This window comes from Pseudomonas sp. S1_E05, from assembly GCF_056337105.1.
In genome coordinates this window covers 4,823,266-4,840,378 of the sequence record NZ_JBFRHM010000001.1, presented here as the reverse complement: position 1 = coordinate 4,840,378, position 17,113 = coordinate 4,823,266, and the positions used below count along the sequence as shown (strand labels likewise).

Sequence of the window (17,113 nt, the reverse complement as noted above, 5' to 3'; positions counted from 1 at the left end):
AAAACCCCAAATACCACGGATTTAGCTAAATAGGTTGACGCCGTGTATCATACACGCACGCGATTTTTGGGGCCATTTATGCGGATCATCAGTGTGAACGTCAATGGTATTCAGGCTGCAGTCGAGCGAGGTTTGCTCAGTTGGCTGCAAGCACAGAATGCCGACGTCATCTGCCTGCAGGACACCCGCGCCTCCGCCTTTGAACTGGACGATCCAGCCTTCCAACTGGATGGCTACTTCCTTTATGCCTGCGAAGCTGAAGTTCCTGCCCAAGGTGGCGTGGCTTTGTATTCGCGGTTGCAACCGAAGGCAGTCATCAGCGGTCTCGGCTTCGAGACAGCCGACCGCTACGGGCGCTACCTGCAAGCCGATTTCGACAAGGTCAGCATCGCGACCTTGCTGCTTCCTTCGGGGCAGAACGGCGATGAAGACTTGAACCAGAAGTTCAAGCTAATGGACGACTTCGGCCGTTATCTGGATAAACAGCGGCGCAAACGTCGCGAGTACATATATTGTGGCTCGCTCTACGTGGCGCAACAGAAGCTGGATATCAAGAACTGGCGTGACAGCCAGCAATCTCCGGGCTTCCTGGCACCTGAACGTGCCTGGATGGACGAGATTGTCGGCAACATGGGCTATGTCGATGCCCTGCGTGAAGTCAGCCGTGAAGGCGACCAGTACAGCTGGTGGCCGGACAACGAACAGGCCGAGATGCTCAATCTCGGCTGGCGTTTCGATTACCAGATCCTGACGCCGGGCCTGCGCCGCTTCGTACGAAGCGCACGCTTGCCTCGTCAGCCACGGTTCTCGCAGCACGCGCCGCTGATCGTTGACTACGACTGGACGCTGACCATTTAAGCGTTTGCAGCACGCAAAAAAGCCGACATGACTGTCGGCTTTTTTGTGTGCACTTTTTGCCTTCCTGTAGGAGCGAGCATGCTCGCGATGGACGCCAGAACACCGCGGGGTGCCTGAATCCCCGCGTTATCGTTACAGACCATCGCGAGCATGCTCGCTCCTACAGATGATCAGGTGAATCAGCCGATCATTATTTGACCAAGCGCCAGGTAAACGGATACCGGTAAGGCAAGCCCTCATTGGCCTTCACCCCGGCGATGATCGTCAGCACCAGCGCACCAATGGCGATCAAGCCAAACAGGAAGAAGCCGATGATCACCACCATCAGCAGGAAGCAGATGGCGGACGCGATGGCGACGGTGATCTGGAAGTTCAGCGCTTCCTTGCCCTGCGCATCGACGAAAGGATCCATCTCGCGCTTCATCTGCCACAGGATCAATGGGCCAATCAGCGTGCCGAATGGAATCCAGATGCCCAGCAAGGCGGACAGGTGACAGAACATTGCCCACTGCCGGGCCTCTTTGCTGGGGGTCGGTAGCAGCTCTTGTTCGTCATTCATGATGTCCTCCTTGTCTGGAGCGGCTTGATCAGTCGGCCAGTGCGGCCTTTTGCAGTTCGAAAATCTCGGTCATGCCTTTTTTCGCCAGATCAAGCATCGCGTTCAGGTCTTCAGGCTGGAACGGCGCACCTTCAGCAGTGCCCTGAACTTCGATGAAACCGCCCGTGCTGGTCATCACCACGTTGAGGTCGGTCTCGGCGGCCGAATCTTCAAGATAGTCCAGGTCGAGTACGGCTTCACCCTGATACATGCCGACCGAAACGGCACCGATCATTTGCTTGAGCGGGTCGCCGCCTTTCAGGCCGCCGCGTTTCTTGATCACTTTCAGCGCATCGACCAGTGCAACCATGGCGCCGGTGATGGACGCGGTACGGGTGCCGCCATCGGCCTGGATCACATCGCAGTCGACGTACAGGGTGACATCGCCCAGCTTGGACATGTCCAGGGACGCGCGCAGCGAGCGGCCGATCAGACGCTGGATCTCGAGGGTACGTCCACCCTGCTTGCCGCGGCTGGCTTCACGCTGGTTACGCTCGCCGGTGGCGCGCGGCAGCATGCCGTATTCGGCGGTCAACCAGCCCTGGCCCTGGCCCTTGAGGAACCGTGGCACGCCGTTTTCGACGCTGACGGTGCAGATGACCTTGGTATCACCGAACTCGACCAGTACAGAACCCTCGGCGTGTTTGGTGTAGTTGCGGGTGATGCGGATCGAGCGGAGCTGATCGGCGGCGCGACCACTTGGACGTTTCATAGGGAATACCTGTACGGGGGACGGAAAACTGCGGGCATTATAGAGCCGTGCACCGAGCCTGGGCACTTCTAAAACACCCGCCCGACGATTGAAGGCCCGTGCTTGAGCCTGGAACAGCGCTTAACCGACGGCGTGCAGCCGTTTGTCGCGCCCTGCGTTTGGGCGCATTCGCCCCACTGCGCTACAATCCTGCGCCTTTGCTGCCTGTCGGCTTTAATTCACAGATATCGGATTGCGCGAAACCTCTGGTAACGCAAAGCCCAATTGCGAGGTACCCCCATGGTACACAGCATGACCGCCTTCGCCCGCGTCGAAAAAGCCGGCGCCCAAGGCACCCTGAGCTGGGAACTGCGCTCGGTCAACAGCCGCTACCTGGAACCGCACCTGCGCCTGCCCGAGACCTTCCGCGACCTCGAAGGCGCGGCCCGCGAAGCGTTGCGCCAGGCTATCTCGCGGGGCAAGCTCGAATGCACCCTGCGCTTTACCGAAGAAAACACCGGCAAGGCCCTGCAAGTGGATCGCGAGCGCGCCGCGCAACTGGTGGCGGCGGCCGAAACCATTGCCAGCCTGATCAAGAACCCGGCAGCCCTGAACCCCCTGGAAGTGCTGGCGTGGCCAGGCGTGCTGGTCGGCGATGCAACCGACCCGCAAGCACTGAACGCCGAGGCATTGGCGCTGTTCAATGAAGGCCTGAAGGAACTCAAGGCTGGTCGCGAGCGCGAAGGCGCGGAGCTGGCGCGGCTGATCAACGAACGCCTGAGCGCCATCGAACAAGACGTGGTGACCCTGCGCGAGCTGGTCCCGCAGATGCTCGCCACCCAGCGACAGAAAGTCCTCGACCGCTTTGCCGATATGAAAGCCGAGATGGACCCACAGCGCCTGGAACAGGAAATGGTCATGCTCGCTCAGAAGAGCGACGTCGCCGAAGAACTGGATCGCCTGAGCACCCACATCATCGAAGTTCGCCGGGTGCTCAAGTCCGGCGGCGCGGCCGGGCGACGCCTGGACTTCCTGATGCAGGAACTAAACCGCGAAGCCAACACATTGGGCTCCAAAGCCTTCGACCCGCGCAGCACCCAGGCGGCGGTCAACCTCAAGGTGTTGATCGAGCAGATGCGCGAACAAGTGCAGAATATTGAGTAAGGCAACCCCGACATGACCCACAGCACCGGCACCCTGTACATCATTTCCGCCCCTTCGGGCGCAGGCAAGAGCAGCCTGGTCAAGGCCCTGACCGACGCCGACCAGGAGATCCGCGTCTCGGTTTCGCACACCACCCGCGCCATGCGCCCCGGTGAAGTGAATGGCGTGAACTACCACTTCGTCGAGCGCAGCGACTTCGTGAAGATGATCGAGCACGGCGATTTCCTTGAGCGCGCCGAAGTGTTCGGCAATCTCTACGGCACTTCGCAAAGCCACCTGCAGCAGACCCTGGACGAAGGCCACGACCTGATCCTGGAAATCGACTGGCAGGGCGCGGAACAAGTGCGCAAGTTGATGCCCCAGGCCCGTTCGATCTTCATCCTGCCGCCGTCGTTGCAGGCCTTGCATCAGCGCCTGACCAATCGCGGCCAGGACAGCGACGAGATCATCGATGGCCGCATGCGCGAAGCCGTCAGCGAAATGAGTCATTACGTCGACTACGACTACCTGATCATCAACGATGATTTCGCCCACGCGCTGCGCGATTTGCAGGCGATTTTCCGCGCCAACCAGCTCAACCAGAAGCGCCAACAGCAGCGACACGGCAAACTTTTGGCCCAATTGCTCGACTAAAGACCTCTTCCCAAAACCGCTGCAAGCGCTTTACATTGGCACTTGCAGCGCGTCGAAGGGCCTGGTCAAAAAAACAGCGCTTCCCTAATCGCTGGTGATTTTTTAAACTGTTGAGTCCGCTCGCCCAACCGGGCAGCGCGCATCTTGCATTCGCTCCGAGGAATACCATGGCCCGCGTAACCGTTGAAGACTGCCTAGAACACGTGGATAACCGCTTTGAGCTGGTCATGCTCTCTACCAAGCGTGCCCGTCAACTGGCCACCGGCGGCAAAGAGCCGAAGGTAGCATGGGAAAACGACAAGCCTACCGTTGTCGCCCTGCGTGAAATCGCTGAAGGCCTGATCGACTACGCCGCTATCGCCGAAGCCGAAATCGTTGAAGATGAACCGCTTTTCGCTGCGTTCGAGGACGAGTCCAACGAGGTCGTCTAAGCCTATGCCTGGTCGACGTAGCACGGCGCGGGATCACAGCCTGTGGCAGGAGTCATCATGCCGAGCATAGACGCCCTCGCCGATCGCTTATCGACCTACCTCGGCACGGACCAGGTCAACCTGGTCCGCCGAGCGTACTTCTACGCCGAACAAGCCCACGACGGCCAACGCCGCCGCAGTGGCGAGGCGTACGTCACGCATCCTCTTGCCGTGGCCAATATTCTTGCCGACATGCACATGGACCATCAGAGCCTGATGGCTGCGATGCTGCATGACGTGATCGAAGACACCGGTATTGCCAAGGAAGCGCTGCAGGCGCAGTTCGGCGAAACCGTGGCCGAACTGGTCGACGGGGTCAGCAAACTGACCCAGATGAACTTCGAGACCAAGGCCGAAGCGCAAGCCGAAAACTTCCAGAAAATGGCCATGGCCATGGCCCGCGACATTCGCGTGATCCTGGTCAAGCTGGCCGACCGCCTGCACAACATGCGCACGCTGGAAGTGCTGTCCGGCGAAAAACGCCGGCGCATCGCCAAGGAGACCCTGGAAATCTATGCTCCCATCGCCAACCGGCTGGGGATGCACGCCATCCGCATAGAATTCGAAGACCTCGGTTTCAAGGCCATGCACCCGATGCGTTCCGCGCGGATCAACCAGGCGGTCAAACGCGCCCGGGGCAACCGCAAGGAAATCGTCAACAAGATCGAAGAATCCCTCAGCCACTGCCTGGCCATCGACGGCATCCAGGGCGAGGTCAGCGGTCGCCAGAAACACCTCTACGGCATCTACAAGAAAATGCGCGGCAAACGTCGGGCCTTCAACGAAATCATGGACGTCTACGCGTTCCGGATCATCGTCGACAAGGTCGATACCTGTTACCGCGTGCTGGGTGCTGTGCATAATTTGTACAAACCGTTGCCGGGTCGCTTCAAGGACTACATCGCCATCCCCAAGGCCAACGGCTACCAATCGCTGCACACCACGCTGTTCGGCATGCACGGTGTGCCGATCGAGATCCAGATCCGCACCCGCGAAATGGAAGAGATGGCCAACAACGGCATCGCTGCCCACTGGCTCTACAAGTCCAGCGGCGACGAACAGCCAAAAGGCACTCACGCCCGCGCCCGCCAGTGGGTCAAGGGTGTGCTGGAAATGCAGCAACGTGCCGGCAACTCGCTGGAATTCATCGAGAGCGTGAAGATCGACCTGTTTCCGGACGAGGTCTATGTGTTCACGCCCAAGGGCCGGATCATGGAGCTGCCCAAAGGCTCCACGGCGGTCGACTTCGCCTATGCGGTGCACACCGACGTGGGCAACAGTTGCATCGCCTGTCGGATCAATCGTCGCCTCGCACCGCTGTCCGAACCGCTGCAAAGCGGCTCCACGGTCGAGATCGTCAGTGCTCCGGGGGCCCGGCCAAATCCGGCCTGGCTCAACTTCGTGGTCACCGGCAAGGCGCGCACACACATCCGTCACGCCCTGAAACTGCAACGTCGCTCCGAATCCATTGCCCTCGGCGAACGCCTGCTGAACAAGGTTCTCAACGGTTTCGACAGCGCGCTGGACCAGATTTCGGCCGAGCGCATCAAGGCGATGCTCACCGAATATCGCCTGGAACTGATCGAAGACCTGCTCGAAGACATCGGCCTGGGCAATCGCATGGCCTACGTGGTGGCGCGCCGCCTGCTCGGCGAAGGCGAGCAATTGCCAAGCCCCGAAGGCCCGCTGGCGATTCGCGGCACCGAGGGCCTGGTGCTCAGCTACGCCAAGTGCTGTACGCCGATTCCGGGCGACCCGATTGTTGGACACCTGTCGGCGGGCAAAGGCATGGTCGTGCACCTGGACAACTGCCGCAACATCAGCGAAATCCGCCACAACCCGGAAAAATGCATCCAGCTCTCGTGGGCCAAGGATGTCACCGGCGAATTCAATGTCGAACTGCGCGTCGAGCTCGAACACCAGCGCGGCCTGATCGCACTGCTGGCCAGCAGCGTCAACGCGGCCGACGGCAACATCGAAAAAATCAGCATGGACGAACGTGATGGTCGCATCAGCGTGGTCCAACTGGTGGTCAGCGTGCACGACCGCGTGCACCTGGCTCGCGTGATCAAGAAACTGCGTGCGTTGACCGGTGTGATCCGCATCACCCGGATGCGTGCCTGACCCACTTATTACAAGGAGTCATTCATGACCAAGACCGTAATCACCAGCGACAAGGCCCCGGCCGCCATCGGTACTTACTCCCAGGCAATCAAGGCGGGCAACACCGTCTACATGTCGGGCCAGATTCCACTGGACCCAAAAACCATGGAACTGGTCGAAGGCTTCGAAGCCCAGACCGTCCAGGTGTTCGAAAACCTGAAGGCCGTGGCTGAAGCGGCTGGCGGTTCGTTCAAGGACATCGTCAAGCTGAACATCTTCCTCACTGACCTGAGCAACTTCGCCAAGGTCAACGAGATCATGGGCAAGTACTTCGACCAGCCTTACCCCGCCCGCGCCGCCATCGGCGTAGCCGCCCTGCCGAAGGGTTCGCAGGTTGAAATGGATGCCATCCTGGTCATCGAGTAATGCCTGTGGCGCAGCCTTCGCGGGCTGCGCCGCTACCCTCCGTATCAAAGCGTTTTGAAAGGATTCCACCATGCGCAAAGCGCTAGCCCTCCCGCTGCTCGCCCTGATTCTGGGCGGTTGTGCCAGCAACCCTGCCGACCGTGACATCAGCGGCACCTGGATCAACCAGGTGGCGATCGATGCGGCCGCCAAAGGCGTTCCCCTGAGAGAAGCACTCCAGGCCAATGGTCCGAACCTAGAGTGGGACGTCAACACGAAGGCCGGTCAGGCACGTTACACCAACGGTTTTGAGAACGTCGACGGCACGCTGTCGGTCGAAGAGTCCGGCGCCTGGAAGGTCGACTTTTATGGCAGCTCCGGCAGTCAATTGAAACGCGACGGCAAGCAATTAAGCCAGGCAGGTTTCGATAACGAGCCAGCCCAAGTCTTCGATCGCGCGGTGATCACAGTACCCGAGGGCGCCCCGATGGGCGCAAGCTTCGAACGCGCGCTGTACTCCGCCTACATGGGCGGCGACTGGAAGATCGTCAGCGGCCCAGGCGAAGGCAACTCCGTCCAATTCCTGGCTGACGGCCAGGTGACTGGCCTGCCGAGCACCGATCGCTATGCGTTGTGCCTGGCTGGCGACTGCGCGTCGATGAGCGGCGGCAACGACAACATGTGGCTGCAACTGAACGGCCAGGGCAACACCTGGATCTTCAACCGCAACGGCAAGGAACTGGAGATCTTCCAGGCGGTGAACACCGCCCAGGCGGACGAAATGCCGCAGTTCATGCCAGGGAACCGCAAGTGGCTGCTGGAAAAGCAGTAAGCGGAATTTGAAGCAACTCAACCCTGTGGGAGCGGGCTTGCTCCCACATTTGGTCTGCGGTGCTTCTAGCGACTCAGCACTGCCCTTCCAGAATCGCCGCATACCCCTCGCGGAAACTCGGGTACTTCGGCGTCCAGCCCAAGGCCTTCGCCCGCGCATTGCTGCAACGCTTGCTGCCGGTGCGACGCACGCTGGCATCGTCGGCCCACTCGGTGACGCCCAGATACTCGCGCAGCCAGCCGACGACGTCCGCCAGGGGTGCAGGTGCGTCGTCCACGCCGATGTAGACGTCATCCAGCGCCACGCCGCGGTGATCCGCTTCCAGCAGAAAGGCAATCAATCCGGCCGCGTCATCCACGTGAATCCGATTGCCGTACAACGGCGGCTCAGTCACCACGCGATAACCGCGACGCACCTGGGTCAGCAACCATTCGCGGCCCGGGCCATAGATGCCGGTCAGGCGCACGATACTGGCCGGGAATCCGCTGGACAGGGCCACTTGCTCGGCTTCGAGCATGACCTGCCCGGAATAACCGGTCGCCACCGCAGGCGACGTTTCGTCGACCCATTCGCCATTCTGCTGCCCGAACACGCTGCTGCTGGAAACGAACACCAGGCGCTTGGGCGCCTGCCCGTAGTCGTTCAACCACTCCAGCACATGCTGCAAACCCTGAATGTAGGCGGCGCGATAGCCCGCTTCGTCGTGATCGGTGGCGGCCGCGCAGTACACCAGGTAATCGACGGCGCCGATTGGCCAGGTTGCCGGGCATTCCTTGTTGAACAGGTCGCCGGCGACGCCAATCACACCTTCCGGCAGCCGTGCGACGTTACGCCGCAAGCCGTGGACTTCCCAGCCAAACTTCAGTAACCGGGAAGCCAGACGACTGCCGACATCACCGCAACCGGCAATCAATACAGAGGGCGCGGACATTAAAAAACTCCTATTTCAAAGGCACAGACTATCGCCGGCAATGGACGAGCGGCTAGCGCTGAAGGAAAAAAAGATACTCTATTACTTTTGTTAACAAGAATTACTTGCAATAATGCCCACCACTTTTGTTCTCGGCCTTCGAGGCCTGGAAGAACATTTACCGTCTTTTTCCCTTAGGTCCGGCCAGCATGACACGCAATCAATTCTTCGCCTCGCCAACCAAACGACCTCGCGCCTGGAGCGCAGTGGCCGCCCTGTTGCTAAGCCTGATGCTGGCGCCTGTCGCCGCATTCGCTGACGCCCAGGCACCTGCCTCCCCAGCCGCCTCCGCGGCACCGGCGCCAGCCGATCACGCTGCGCAACATGGCACCGATCAAGCGGCACCAGCGGCCACCGATCCAGCCGTCGCCGCAGACGCTCCCACCGAAGACCTGCCCGAAGTCCTCGAAGCCGACAACACCTTGGGCATGGCCCATGACCTGTCGCCGTGGGGCATGTACCAGAACGCTGACATCATCGTGAAAATCGTGATGATCGGCCTGGCTATTGCCTCGATCATCACCTGGACCATCTGGATCGCCAAGGGCTTCGAGCTGTTGGGCGCCAAACGCCGTCTGCGCGCTGAAATCGTCCAGCTGAAAAAGGCGACCACCCTTAAAGATGCCAGCGCCACCGCGACCAAGCCGGGGACCCTCGCCAATCTGCTGGTGCACGATGCGTTGGAAGAAATGCACCTGTCGACCAACACCCGTGAAAAAGAAGGCATCAAGGAACGTGTTGCCTTCCGACTGGAACGTCTGGTTGCAGCCGCTGGCCGCAACATGAGCAGCGGTACAGGCGTGCTCGCCACCATCGGTTCGACCGCGCCGTTTGTCGGCCTGTTCGGTACCGTGTGGGGCATCATGAACAGCTTCATCGGCATCGCCAAAACCCAGACCACCAACCTGGCCGTGGTAGCTCCCGGTATCGCCGAGGCGTTGCTGGCCACCGCACTGGGTCTGGTTGCCGCGATCCCTGCCGTTGTGATCTACAACGTCTTCGCCCGCTCCATCGCCGGTTACAAGGCGCAAGTGTCCGACGCATCGGCAGAAGTCCTGTTGCTGGTCAGCCGCGACCTCGACCACCAGCCTGAGCGCAGCTCGCAACCGCACATGGTGAAAGTGGGGTAATCGGCCATGGGCCTGCATTTGAAAGAAGGCGCAGACGACGATCTGGCCGAGAACCACGAAATCAACGTCACCCCGTTCATCGACGTGATGCTGGTGCTGTTGATCATCTTTATGGTGGCCGCTCCGTTGGCCACCGTGGACATCAAGGTTGACCTGCCGGCCTCGACCGCCAAACCGGCGCCGCGGCCAGAGAAACCGGTGTTCCTCAGCGTCAAGGCTGACCAACGCCTGTTCCTGGGCGAAGACGAAGTGAAACCCGAAACACTGGGTGCCACACTCGACGCCAGGACACACGGCAAGAAAGACACGACGATCTTCTTCCAGGCCGATAAGGGCGTGGATTACGGTGACCTCATGAGCGTGATGGACAACCTGCGCTCGGCCGGTTACCTGAAGGTCGGACTGGTCGGTCTCGAGACGGCAGTGAAAAAATGATCACGACGCGCCAAAAGCTGACGCGTTACAGCGGTAGCCTGGCGGTGGTGCTCGGTGTCCATGCGCTGGCCATTGCGCTCGCGCTGAACTGGACCACGCGCCCACCTATCGAGCTGCCGCCGCAGGCGATGATGGTCGAGTTGGCGCCGGTTCCGGCCCCGCCACCACCGGCACCGCCAAAGGTGATAACGCCACCACAACCACCGGCACCGGTGGAAGAGCTGCCGATTCCGAAGCTGGCTGAAGCGCCGAAGGCCGAGATTGCCGTGCCAAAACCGGCCAAGCCAAAGCCCAAGCCACAGCCGCCCAAGCCCGTTGAGAAAAAGCCGGAACCGCCGAAGGAAAAACCTTCGGAGGAAAAACCGGCCGACACGCAACCGACTCAGGCACCGACGGAGAAATCCGCGCAACCGGCACCCGGCCCTTCCCCTGCCCAGATGGCAGCCAAGGCAAGCTGGCAGGGCACCCTGCTCGCTCACCTGGCCAAGTACAAAAAGTACCCGGCCAGTGCTCAGGCACGGGGCAAGGAAGGCCTGAACCGCCTGCGTTTTGTGGTGGATGCCGAAGGCAACGTGTTGTCGTTCGAGCTGGTGGGCCGCTCCGGCAACGCCGATCTGGACCGGGCTACCCTGGAAATGATCCGCCGCGCACAACCGCTGCCCAAGCCTCCGGCCGGCATGCTGACCAACGGCTCGATTGAAATCGTTGCACCGTTTGTTTACTCGCTGGAACGCCGGCGCTAAACACGCAGCTGTAGTGTAGGAGCGAGCTTGCTCGCGATGGTCTTCAACGCTGACGCTGGGTCCCTGACACCCCGCAGCGTTCTCAAGTCCATCGCGAGCAGGCTCGCTCCTACAGGGTTGGGTTCGACGGAACACGCCAAAGGCACCGCAAACACGCATTACAAGGTGTCACTCGACACCCGCACTCTGATAACGTGCGTCTATCGATTGCAGTCGGTATGCTTGGCTCGCAACTTCATGGACGCTCGCTATGACTCTCACAGAATTACGCTACATCGTTACCCTCGCCCAAGAGCAGCACTTCGGCCATGCGGCCGAGCGTTGCCACGTCAGCCAACCGACCCTGTCGGTGGGCGTGAAGAAGCTTGAAGACGAACTCGGTGTGCTGATTTTCGAGCGCAGCAAGAGCGCCGTGCGCCTGACGCCCGTTGGCGAAGGCATCGTGGCCCAGGCGCAGAAAGTCCTGGAGCAGGCACAAGGCATCCGCGAACTGGCCCAGGCCGGCAAGAACCAGCTGACCGCCCCGCTGAAAGTCGGCGCGATCTACACCGTCGGCCCGTACCTGTTCCCCCACCTGATTCCACAACTGCACCGGGTTGCCCCGCAGATGCCGTTGTACATCGAAGAGAACTTCACCCACGTGTTGCGCGACAAACTGCGCAATGGCGAACTCGACGCGATCATCATCGCCCTGCCGTTCGCCGAAGCCGACGTGCTGACCCTGCAACTCTACGATGAGCCGTTCTATGTCCTGATGCCGGCCCAGCACCCGTGGACGCAGAAAGAAACCATCGACGCCGGCCTGCTCAACGACAAGAGCCTGCTGTTGCTTGGCGAAGGCCATTGCTTCCGCGACCAGGTGCTCGAAGCCTGCCCGACCCTGACCAAGGGCGGTGACGGCGCCAAGCACACCACGGTGGAATCCAGCTCGCTGGAAACCATCCGCCACATGGTCGCCTCGGGGCTGGGCATCTCGGTCCTGCCGTTGTCGGCCGTGGACAGCCACCATTACGCCCCTGGGGTGATCGAAGTGCGCCCGCTGACGCCACCTGTTCCTTTCCGCACCGTGGCCATCGCCTGGCGCGCCAGCTTCCCACGGCCCAAAGCGATTGAAATCCTCGCTGACTCCATTCGCCTGTGCTCGGTGGCCAAGCCATCAGCGCCGGTGGTTGCAGCTTAAGTCGCACGCATGACTGAGTTGTCGCAGGTATCGGTGACGGCACTCAAGGGTGTTGGCGAGGCCATGGCCGAGAAACTGGCCAAGGTCGGCCTGGAGAATCTACAGGACGTGCTGTTTCACCTGCCGCTGCGTTATCAGGACCGCACGCGCGTGGTCCCGATTGGCCACTTGCGACCCGGGCAGGACGCCGTGGTCGAAGGCACCGTCAGCGGTGCCGACGTGGTCATGGGGCGTCGTCGCAGCCTGGTGGTGCGCATGCAAGACGGCACCGGCGGGCTCAGCCTGCGCTTCTACCATTTCAGCAACGCGCAAAAAGAAAGCCTCAAGCGTGGCACGCGGATTCGCTGCTACGGCGAAGTGCGGCCCGGCGCGTCGGGGCTGGAAATCTACCACCCGGAATACCGCGCCATCACCGGTGACGAACCCCCGCCCGTGGATGAAACCCTGACGCCGGTCTATCCGTTGACCGAAGGCCTCACGCAACAGCGCCTGCGCCAGTTGTGCATGCAAACGCTGACGATGCTTGGCCCGACCAGCCTGCCCGACTGGCTGCCGACCGAACTCGCCCGGGACTACCAACTGGCGCCGCTGGCGGATGCAATCCGCTACCTGCACAACCCGCCCGCCGATGCCGATGTGGATGAACTCGCCCTGGGACATCACTGGGCGCAGCACCGTCTGGCCTTTGAAGAACTGTTGACTCACCAGTTGTCCCAGCAGCGATTGCGCGAAAGCATGCGCTCGCTGCGTGCGCCAGCGATGCCCAAAGCCACCCGGTTACCGGTGAAGTACCTGGCCAACCTCGGCTTCAGCCCAACCGGCGCGCAACAGCGGGTGGGCAACGAGATCGCCTACGACCTCAGCCAGCATGAACCGATGCTGCGCCTGATCCAGGGTGACGTGGGCGCCGGCAAAACCGTGGTGGCGGCCCTCGCCGCACTGCAGGCGCTGGAGGCCGGTTATCAGGTCGCACTGATGGCGCCCACCGAGATCCTTGCCGAACAGCATTTCATCACGTTCAAACGCTGGCTCGAACCCCTGGGCATTGAAGTGGCGTGGCTGGCTGGCAAGCTCAAGGGCAAGAACCGAACCGCCGCGCTGGAACAGATTGCCAGCGGCGCACCGATGGTGGTCGGCACCCATGCGCTGTTCCAGGATGAAGTCCAGTTCAAGAACCTGGCGCTGGTCATCATCGACGAGCAACACCGCTTCGGCGTGCAGCAACGCCTGGCGCTGCGCCAGAAAGGCGTGGGCGGCCGCATGTGCCCACACCAATTGATCATGACCGCCACACCGATCCCGCGCACGCTGGCCATGAGCGCCTACGCCGACCTCGACACCTCGATCCTCGACGAACTGCCGCCCGGCCGGACTCCGGTGAACACCGTACTGGTCACCGACACACGCCGCGTCGAAGTCATCGAACGGGTGCGCAGCGCCTGCGCTGAGGGGCGGCAAGCGTACTGGGTGTGCACGCTGATCGAAGAGTCCGAAGAGCTGACCTGCCAGGCCGCTGAAACCACTTTTGAGGACCTCACCGCCGCGCTGGGCGAGCTGAAAGTCGGGTTGATCCACGGCCGCATGAAGCCGGTTGAAAAGGCTGCGGTCATGGCCGAGTTCAAGGCCGGTCACCTGCAACTGCTGGTGGCCACCACCGTGATCGAAGTGGGTGTGGACGTGCCGAACGCGAGCCTGATGATCATTGAAAACCCCGAACGCCTGGGCCTGGCGCAACTGCACCAGCTGCGCGGTCGCGTGGGTCGCGGCAGCGCCGCCAGCCATTGCGTGCTGCTCTACCATCCGCCGCTGTCGCAGATCGGTCGGCAGCGCCTGGGTATCATGCGTGAAACCAATGACGGGTTTGTCATCGCCGAAAAGGACCTCGAACTGCGTGGTCCCGGCGAAATGCTCGGCACGCGGCAGACCGGTCTGCTTCAATTCAAGGTCGCGGACCTGATGCGTGATGCCGACTTGCTGCCGGCGGTGCGCGATGCCGCGCAAGCCCTGCTGGAACGCTGGCCCAACCACGTCAGCCCGCTGCTCGACCGCTGGTTGCGCCACGGGCAGCAATACGGCCAAGTGTGAGCACCGTCGCAGTTTGTGGACGATGCTTTTAACCAAGCTGGTTATACTCCTGCCACTGTTTGAATACGGATACACACCATGACTGAAGCTGCCCTCGTCCCAGAAACCCCGCACGCTCCGTCTGTGATTCGGCTGCTGCTCAACAAATTGGGCATCGCGTACGAAGAAGTTCTCGACCATCACGGCTTGAACGCCTCGCGCAAAGTGCAGGCCGTGCTGCTCGACGACGCGGTGGGCGCTCTCATGGTGCTGTTCCCACAGAGCCAACTGCTCGACCTCAATCGCCTCGCCGAACTGACCGGCCGCCGCCTCACCGCCGTGTCCACCGAACGCCTGGAAAAAATGCTCGGCAAGCACAGCCTGAGCTTGTTGCCCGGCCTGCCGGCGCTGACCAGCTCGCCGTGCCTGTACGAAGAAAGCCTGCTGCGTGAACCCAAGTTGCTGATCAACTCGGGCGAGCCCGGCCTGCTGCTGGAAATCACCAGCGAAGCGTTCAAGTCGATGCTCACCAAGGCCAGCGCCGCCAACTTCGGTGAAAACGTCAGCAGCATCCGCCCCAACCTTGACCGCCCCGACGACGATCGGGAGGAAATCACCCAGGCCGTTCAGGCGTTCACGGCGCGACGCATCCAGCAACGGCTGGAAGCGACCATTGAAATTCCGCCGCTGGCCGAGACGGCGCAAAAGATCATCAAGCTACGCGTTGACCCCAACGCCACCATCGACGACATCACCGGCGTGGTGGAAACCGACCCGGCCCTGGCCGCGCAAGTGGTGAGCTGGGCCGCGTCGCCGTACTACGCTTCGCCGGGCAAGATTCGTTCAGTGGAAGATGCGATCGTGCGGGTGCTGGGTTTCGACCTGGTGATCAACCTCGCGCTGGGCCTGGCCCTGGGCAAAACCCTGAGCCTGCCCAAGGACCATCCGCAACACACCACGCCGTACTGGCAGCAGTCGATCTACACCGCCGCCGTCATCGAAGGCCTGACCCGCGCCATGCCGCGCGCCCAGCGCCCGGAATCCGGCCTGACCTACCTCGCCGGCCTGCTGCACAACTTTGGCTACCTGCTGCTGGCCCACGTGTTCCCGCCGCACTTCTCGCTGATCTGCCGCCACCTGGAGGTCAACCCGCACCTGTGCCACAGCTACATCGAGCAACACCTGCTGGGCATCAGCCGCGAACAGATCGGCGGCTGGCTGATGCGCTACTGGGACATGCCCGACGAACTCTCCACCGCCCTGCGCTTCCAGCACGACCCCCACTACGACGGCGCCTACGCCGAGTACCCGAACCTGGTTTGCCTGTCGGTGCGCCTGCTGCGCGCCCGCGGCATCGGCTCCGGCCCGGACGAAGACATCCCCGACGCCCTGCTGGAACGCGTCGGCCTGACCCGCGACAAAGCCAACGACGTGGTCAGCAAGGTGCTTGAAGCCGAAGTGCTGCTGCGCGAACTGGCTTCGCAGTTCTCACAGGCCTGAAACCACTCCGCAGCAAGCTCGCTCCTACAGTTGACCTCATTCTCCCTGTGGGAGCGGGCTTGAACTGGCCTAATGATTTTGGACACTTCAATCGGGCGCTATGATAGCGCCCAAATCTGAGGTGTTTGGATATGCGTAAATCCTATTCGAGTGAGTTCAAGCTCAAGGCTGCCAGCATGGTGTTGGATGAAGGTCAGCCGGTTACCGAAGTCTGTGCCAGCCTGGATATCGGCCCCACAGCCCTGCGCCGTTGGGTTGATCAAGTGCAAAAAGAGCGCTTGGGCTCGACTCCGGTGGGGGCCAAGGCGATTACCGCTGATCAACGAGAAATCCAGAGACTCAAAGCTCTACTCAGAGAGAAAGACCTGGATATCGAAATCCTAAAAAAGGCCAGTGCTCTCCTGCTTTTGGACGCCAAAGATCATTCACACTGATCGATGAGCTGGACGAGCAGTACGGCGTTAAAAAAGTGTTGCCGGGCGTTTGGGGTCAACCGCAGTAGCTTTTACGCCTGGCGCAAGCGCCAAGGCAGAGCAAATCCTGAACGGGACAAGCTCAAAGCCGCGCTGGTCAGGCACCACAAGGCGTCCAGAGAGTCGGCCGGCGCACGTACTTTGTCCAAGGAGCTACAAGCCAAAGGGCATCGTATCGGGCGTTATATGGCTCGCAGTTTGATGCGCGAAGCTGGCATCGCTAGTCGTCAGCGCCGGCGCCATAAGTACAAGTCGCCGGGTGTGGAGGCCTTGGTGGCGCCGCACGTGCTCAAGCGAAAATTTGATGTGACGGCGGTTAATCAGGTGTGGTGTGGCGACGTGACATACATCAAGGTCGGCAAGCGGTGGATGTACTTCGCCGCCGTTTTGGATCTGTACGCTCGCAGGATCGTAGGGTGGTCGTTCTCGATGATTTCTGATGCCAACCTGACCTGCGAAGCGCTACGCATGGCGGTTGAGCTGCGCGGCCATCCCCAGGATGTGTTGTTTCATTCTGATCAAGGTTGCCAGTACACCAGCCATAAATTCCGAAATGCGCTTGTGAAACATCGGTTTAGGCAAAGTATGAGCCGTAAAGGCGAGTGCTGGGACAATGCCCCGATGGAGCGTTTCTTTGGTAGTTTGAAGTCCGAGTGGGTGCCTGAAACGGGCTACAAACTGGAGCATGAGGCCCGGGCAGATGTGCAGCGCTATGTCTCGCGCTACAACATCAGTAGGCCTCACAGCTATAACGACTACAGGTCGCCGGTCGTGAAGGAAAGGTTGGCGGCGTGAACCGTAATCAGTGTCCAAGATTACTTGACCAGTTCAGCTTGCCCGCGATGGTCGTCAACGATGACGAGG

Annotated in this window: 16 protein-coding genes and 1 pseudogene; 14 read left to right on the top strand and 3 right to left on the bottom strand. The window is 61.1% G+C overall.

Going from position 1 to position 17,113, the window contains the following annotated elements; all coding sequences use genetic code 11:
- The first annotated feature begins 78 nt into the window (after nt 1-78).
- Entirely contained in the window at nt 79-858 is a 780-nt protein-coding gene (locus AB4N33_RS22285) for an exodeoxyribonuclease III (RefSeq protein WP_192307121.1), read from the top strand.
- Nucleotides 859-1,048: 190 nt separating this feature from the next.
- On the opposite strand, the gene AB4N33_RS22280 is transcribed toward AB4N33_RS22285, so the two are convergent.
- Both AB4N33_RS22280 and rph read right to left on the bottom strand, forming a co-directional pair.
- The gene (locus AB4N33_RS22280) at nt 1,049-1,417 is read right to left on the bottom strand and encodes a DUF4870 domain-containing protein (RefSeq protein WP_460119678.1); all 369 of its coding nucleotides are present in this window, start codon (nt 1,415-1,417) and stop codon (nt 1,049-1,051) included.
- A 28-nt stretch (nt 1,418-1,445) separates the two neighbouring features.
- On the bottom strand, nt 1,446-2,168 hold the full coding sequence (rph, locus tag AB4N33_RS22275; protein WP_460140658.1) for a ribonuclease PH: 723 nt from the start codon (nt 2,166-2,168) through the stop codon (nt 1,446-1,448).
- A gap of 279 nt (nt 2,169-2,447) precedes the next feature.
- On the opposite strand from rph, the gene AB4N33_RS22270 reads away from it, so the two are divergent.
- From AB4N33_RS22270 to AB4N33_RS22245, 6 genes are all read left to right on the top strand, one after another.
- Nucleotides 2,448-3,311, top strand: a complete 864-nt coding sequence (locus AB4N33_RS22270) for a YicC/YloC family endoribonuclease (RefSeq protein ID WP_460119675.1) — start codon at nt 2,448-2,450, stop codon at nt 3,309-3,311.
- Between the two features lie 12 nt (nt 3,312-3,323).
- Nucleotides 3,324-3,944 carry a guanylate kinase gene (gene gmk, locus AB4N33_RS22265; protein ID WP_460119673.1) on the top strand — a complete coding sequence of 207 codons (621 nt, stop codon included), beginning with the start codon at nt 3,324-3,326 and terminating at the stop codon, nt 3,942-3,944.
- A 167-nt stretch (nt 3,945-4,111) separates the two neighbouring features.
- Nucleotides 4,112-4,375: a DNA-directed RNA polymerase subunit omega gene (gene rpoZ, locus AB4N33_RS22260; protein WP_460140657.1), complete on the top strand. Its 264-nt coding sequence runs from the start codon at nt 4,112-4,114 to the stop codon at nt 4,373-4,375.
- A gap of 57 nt (nt 4,376-4,432) precedes the next feature.
- Nucleotides 4,433-6,538 carry a bifunctional GTP diphosphokinase/guanosine-3',5'-bis pyrophosphate 3'-pyrophosphohydrolase gene (spoT, locus tag AB4N33_RS22255; protein ID WP_460140656.1) on the top strand — a complete coding sequence of 702 codons (2,106 nt, stop codon included), beginning with the start codon at nt 4,433-4,435 and terminating at the stop codon, nt 6,536-6,538.
- A 24-nt stretch (nt 6,539-6,562) separates the two neighbouring features.
- Nucleotides 6,563-6,943, top strand: coding sequence for a RidA family protein (locus AB4N33_RS22250; RefSeq protein ID WP_476458256.1), 381 nt, complete (start codon nt 6,563-6,565; stop codon nt 6,941-6,943).
- 70 nt (nt 6,944-7,013) lie between these two features.
- Nucleotides 7,014-7,754, top strand: a complete 741-nt coding sequence (locus tag AB4N33_RS22245) for a hypothetical protein (protein WP_460140655.1) — start codon at nt 7,014-7,016, stop codon at nt 7,752-7,754.
- Between the two features lie 73 nt (nt 7,755-7,827).
- Here AB4N33_RS22245 and AB4N33_RS22240 read toward each other — a convergent pair whose 3' ends face one another.
- The gene (locus AB4N33_RS22240) at nt 7,828-8,685 is read right to left on the bottom strand and encodes an SDR family oxidoreductase (RefSeq protein ID WP_460140654.1); all 858 of its coding nucleotides are present in this window, start codon (nt 8,683-8,685) and stop codon (nt 7,828-7,830) included.
- 188 nt (nt 8,686-8,873) lie between these two features.
- Between AB4N33_RS22240 and exbB the strand changes: the two genes are divergently transcribed.
- The 7 genes and pseudogenes from exbB (at nt 8,874) to AB4N33_RS22205 (ending at nt 17,044) form a co-directional block, all read left to right on the top strand.
- Nucleotides 8,874-9,854, top strand: a complete 981-nt coding sequence (gene exbB / locus AB4N33_RS22235; RefSeq protein WP_460140653.1) for a tonB-system energizer ExbB — start codon at nt 8,874-8,876, stop codon at nt 9,852-9,854.
- Between the two features lie 6 nt (nt 9,855-9,860).
- Nucleotides 9,861-10,289 (top strand): TonB system transport protein ExbD, encoded by a 429-nt coding sequence (gene exbD, locus AB4N33_RS22230; RefSeq protein WP_460119666.1) that lies wholly within the window; start codon nt 9,861-9,863, stop codon nt 10,287-10,289.
- A complete protein-coding gene (locus tag AB4N33_RS22225) occupies nt 10,286-11,032 on the top strand; it encodes an energy transducer TonB family protein (RefSeq protein ID WP_460140652.1) in 747 nt (248 codons plus the stop codon). Before exbD ends, AB4N33_RS22225 begins: the two co-directional genes overlap by 4 nt.
- A gap of 250 nt (nt 11,033-11,282) precedes the next feature.
- Entirely contained in the window at nt 11,283-12,212 is a 930-nt protein-coding gene (locus AB4N33_RS22220) for a hydrogen peroxide-inducible genes activator (RefSeq protein ID WP_460119662.1), read from the top strand.
- Nucleotides 12,213-12,221: 9 nt separating this feature from the next.
- A complete protein-coding gene (recG, locus tag AB4N33_RS22215) occupies nt 12,222-14,297 on the top strand; it encodes an ATP-dependent DNA helicase RecG (RefSeq protein ID WP_460119661.1) in 2,076 nt (691 codons plus the stop codon).
- Nucleotides 14,298-14,375: 78 nt separating this feature from the next.
- The gene (locus tag AB4N33_RS22210; RefSeq protein ID WP_460119659.1) at nt 14,376-15,776 is read left to right on the top strand and encodes an aminoacyl-tRNA deacylase and HDOD domain-containing protein; all 1,401 of its coding nucleotides are present in this window, start codon (nt 14,376-14,378) and stop codon (nt 15,774-15,776) included.
- A 131-nt stretch (nt 15,777-15,907) separates the two neighbouring features.
- Nucleotides 15,908-17,044 (top strand): annotated as a pseudogene (locus tag AB4N33_RS22205) (IS3 family transposase).
- The last annotated feature ends 69 nt before the right edge of the window (nt 17,045-17,113 follow it).

Bases quoted from the DNA above. Each gene is read 5' to 3' on its own strand.
- AB4N33_RS22285 (WP_192307121.1), top strand. From the start codon at position 79: ATGCGGATCATCAGTGTGAACGTCAATGGTATTCAGGCTGCAGTCGAG.
- AB4N33_RS22280 (WP_460119678.1), bottom strand. From the start codon at position 1,417: ATGAATGACGAACAAGAGCTGCTACCGACCCCCAGCAAAGAGGCCCGG.
- rph (WP_460140658.1), bottom strand. From the start codon at position 2,168: ATGAAACGTCCAAGTGGTCGCGCCGCCGATCAGCTCCGCTCGATCCGC.
- AB4N33_RS22270 (WP_460119675.1), top strand. From the start codon at position 2,448: ATGGTACACAGCATGACCGCCTTCGCCCGCGTCGAAAAAGCCGGCGCC.
- gmk (WP_460119673.1), top strand. From the start codon at position 3,324: ATGACCCACAGCACCGGCACCCTGTACATCATTTCCGCCCCTTCGGGC.
- rpoZ (WP_460140657.1), top strand. From the start codon at position 4,112: ATGGCCCGCGTAACCGTTGAAGACTGCCTAGAACACGTGGATAACCGC.
- spoT (WP_460140656.1), top strand. From the start codon at position 4,433: ATGCCGAGCATAGACGCCCTCGCCGATCGCTTATCGACCTACCTCGGC.
- AB4N33_RS22250 (WP_476458256.1), top strand. From the start codon at position 6,563: ATGACCAAGACCGTAATCACCAGCGACAAGGCCCCGGCCGCCATCGGT.
- AB4N33_RS22245 (WP_460140655.1), top strand. From the start codon at position 7,014: ATGCGCAAAGCGCTAGCCCTCCCGCTGCTCGCCCTGATTCTGGGCGGT.
- AB4N33_RS22240 (WP_460140654.1), bottom strand. From the start codon at position 8,685: ATGTCCGCGCCCTCTGTATTGATTGCCGGTTGCGGTGATGTCGGCAGT.
- exbB (WP_460140653.1), top strand. From the start codon at position 8,874: ATGACACGCAATCAATTCTTCGCCTCGCCAACCAAACGACCTCGCGCC.
- exbD (WP_460119666.1), top strand. From the start codon at position 9,861: ATGGGCCTGCATTTGAAAGAAGGCGCAGACGACGATCTGGCCGAGAAC.
- AB4N33_RS22225 (WP_460140652.1), top strand. From the start codon at position 10,286: ATGATCACGACGCGCCAAAAGCTGACGCGTTACAGCGGTAGCCTGGCG.
- AB4N33_RS22220 (WP_460119662.1), top strand. From the start codon at position 11,283: ATGACTCTCACAGAATTACGCTACATCGTTACCCTCGCCCAAGAGCAG.
- recG (WP_460119661.1), top strand. From the start codon at position 12,222: ATGACTGAGTTGTCGCAGGTATCGGTGACGGCACTCAAGGGTGTTGGC.
- AB4N33_RS22210 (WP_460119659.1), top strand. From the start codon at position 14,376: ATGACTGAAGCTGCCCTCGTCCCAGAAACCCCGCACGCTCCGTCTGTG.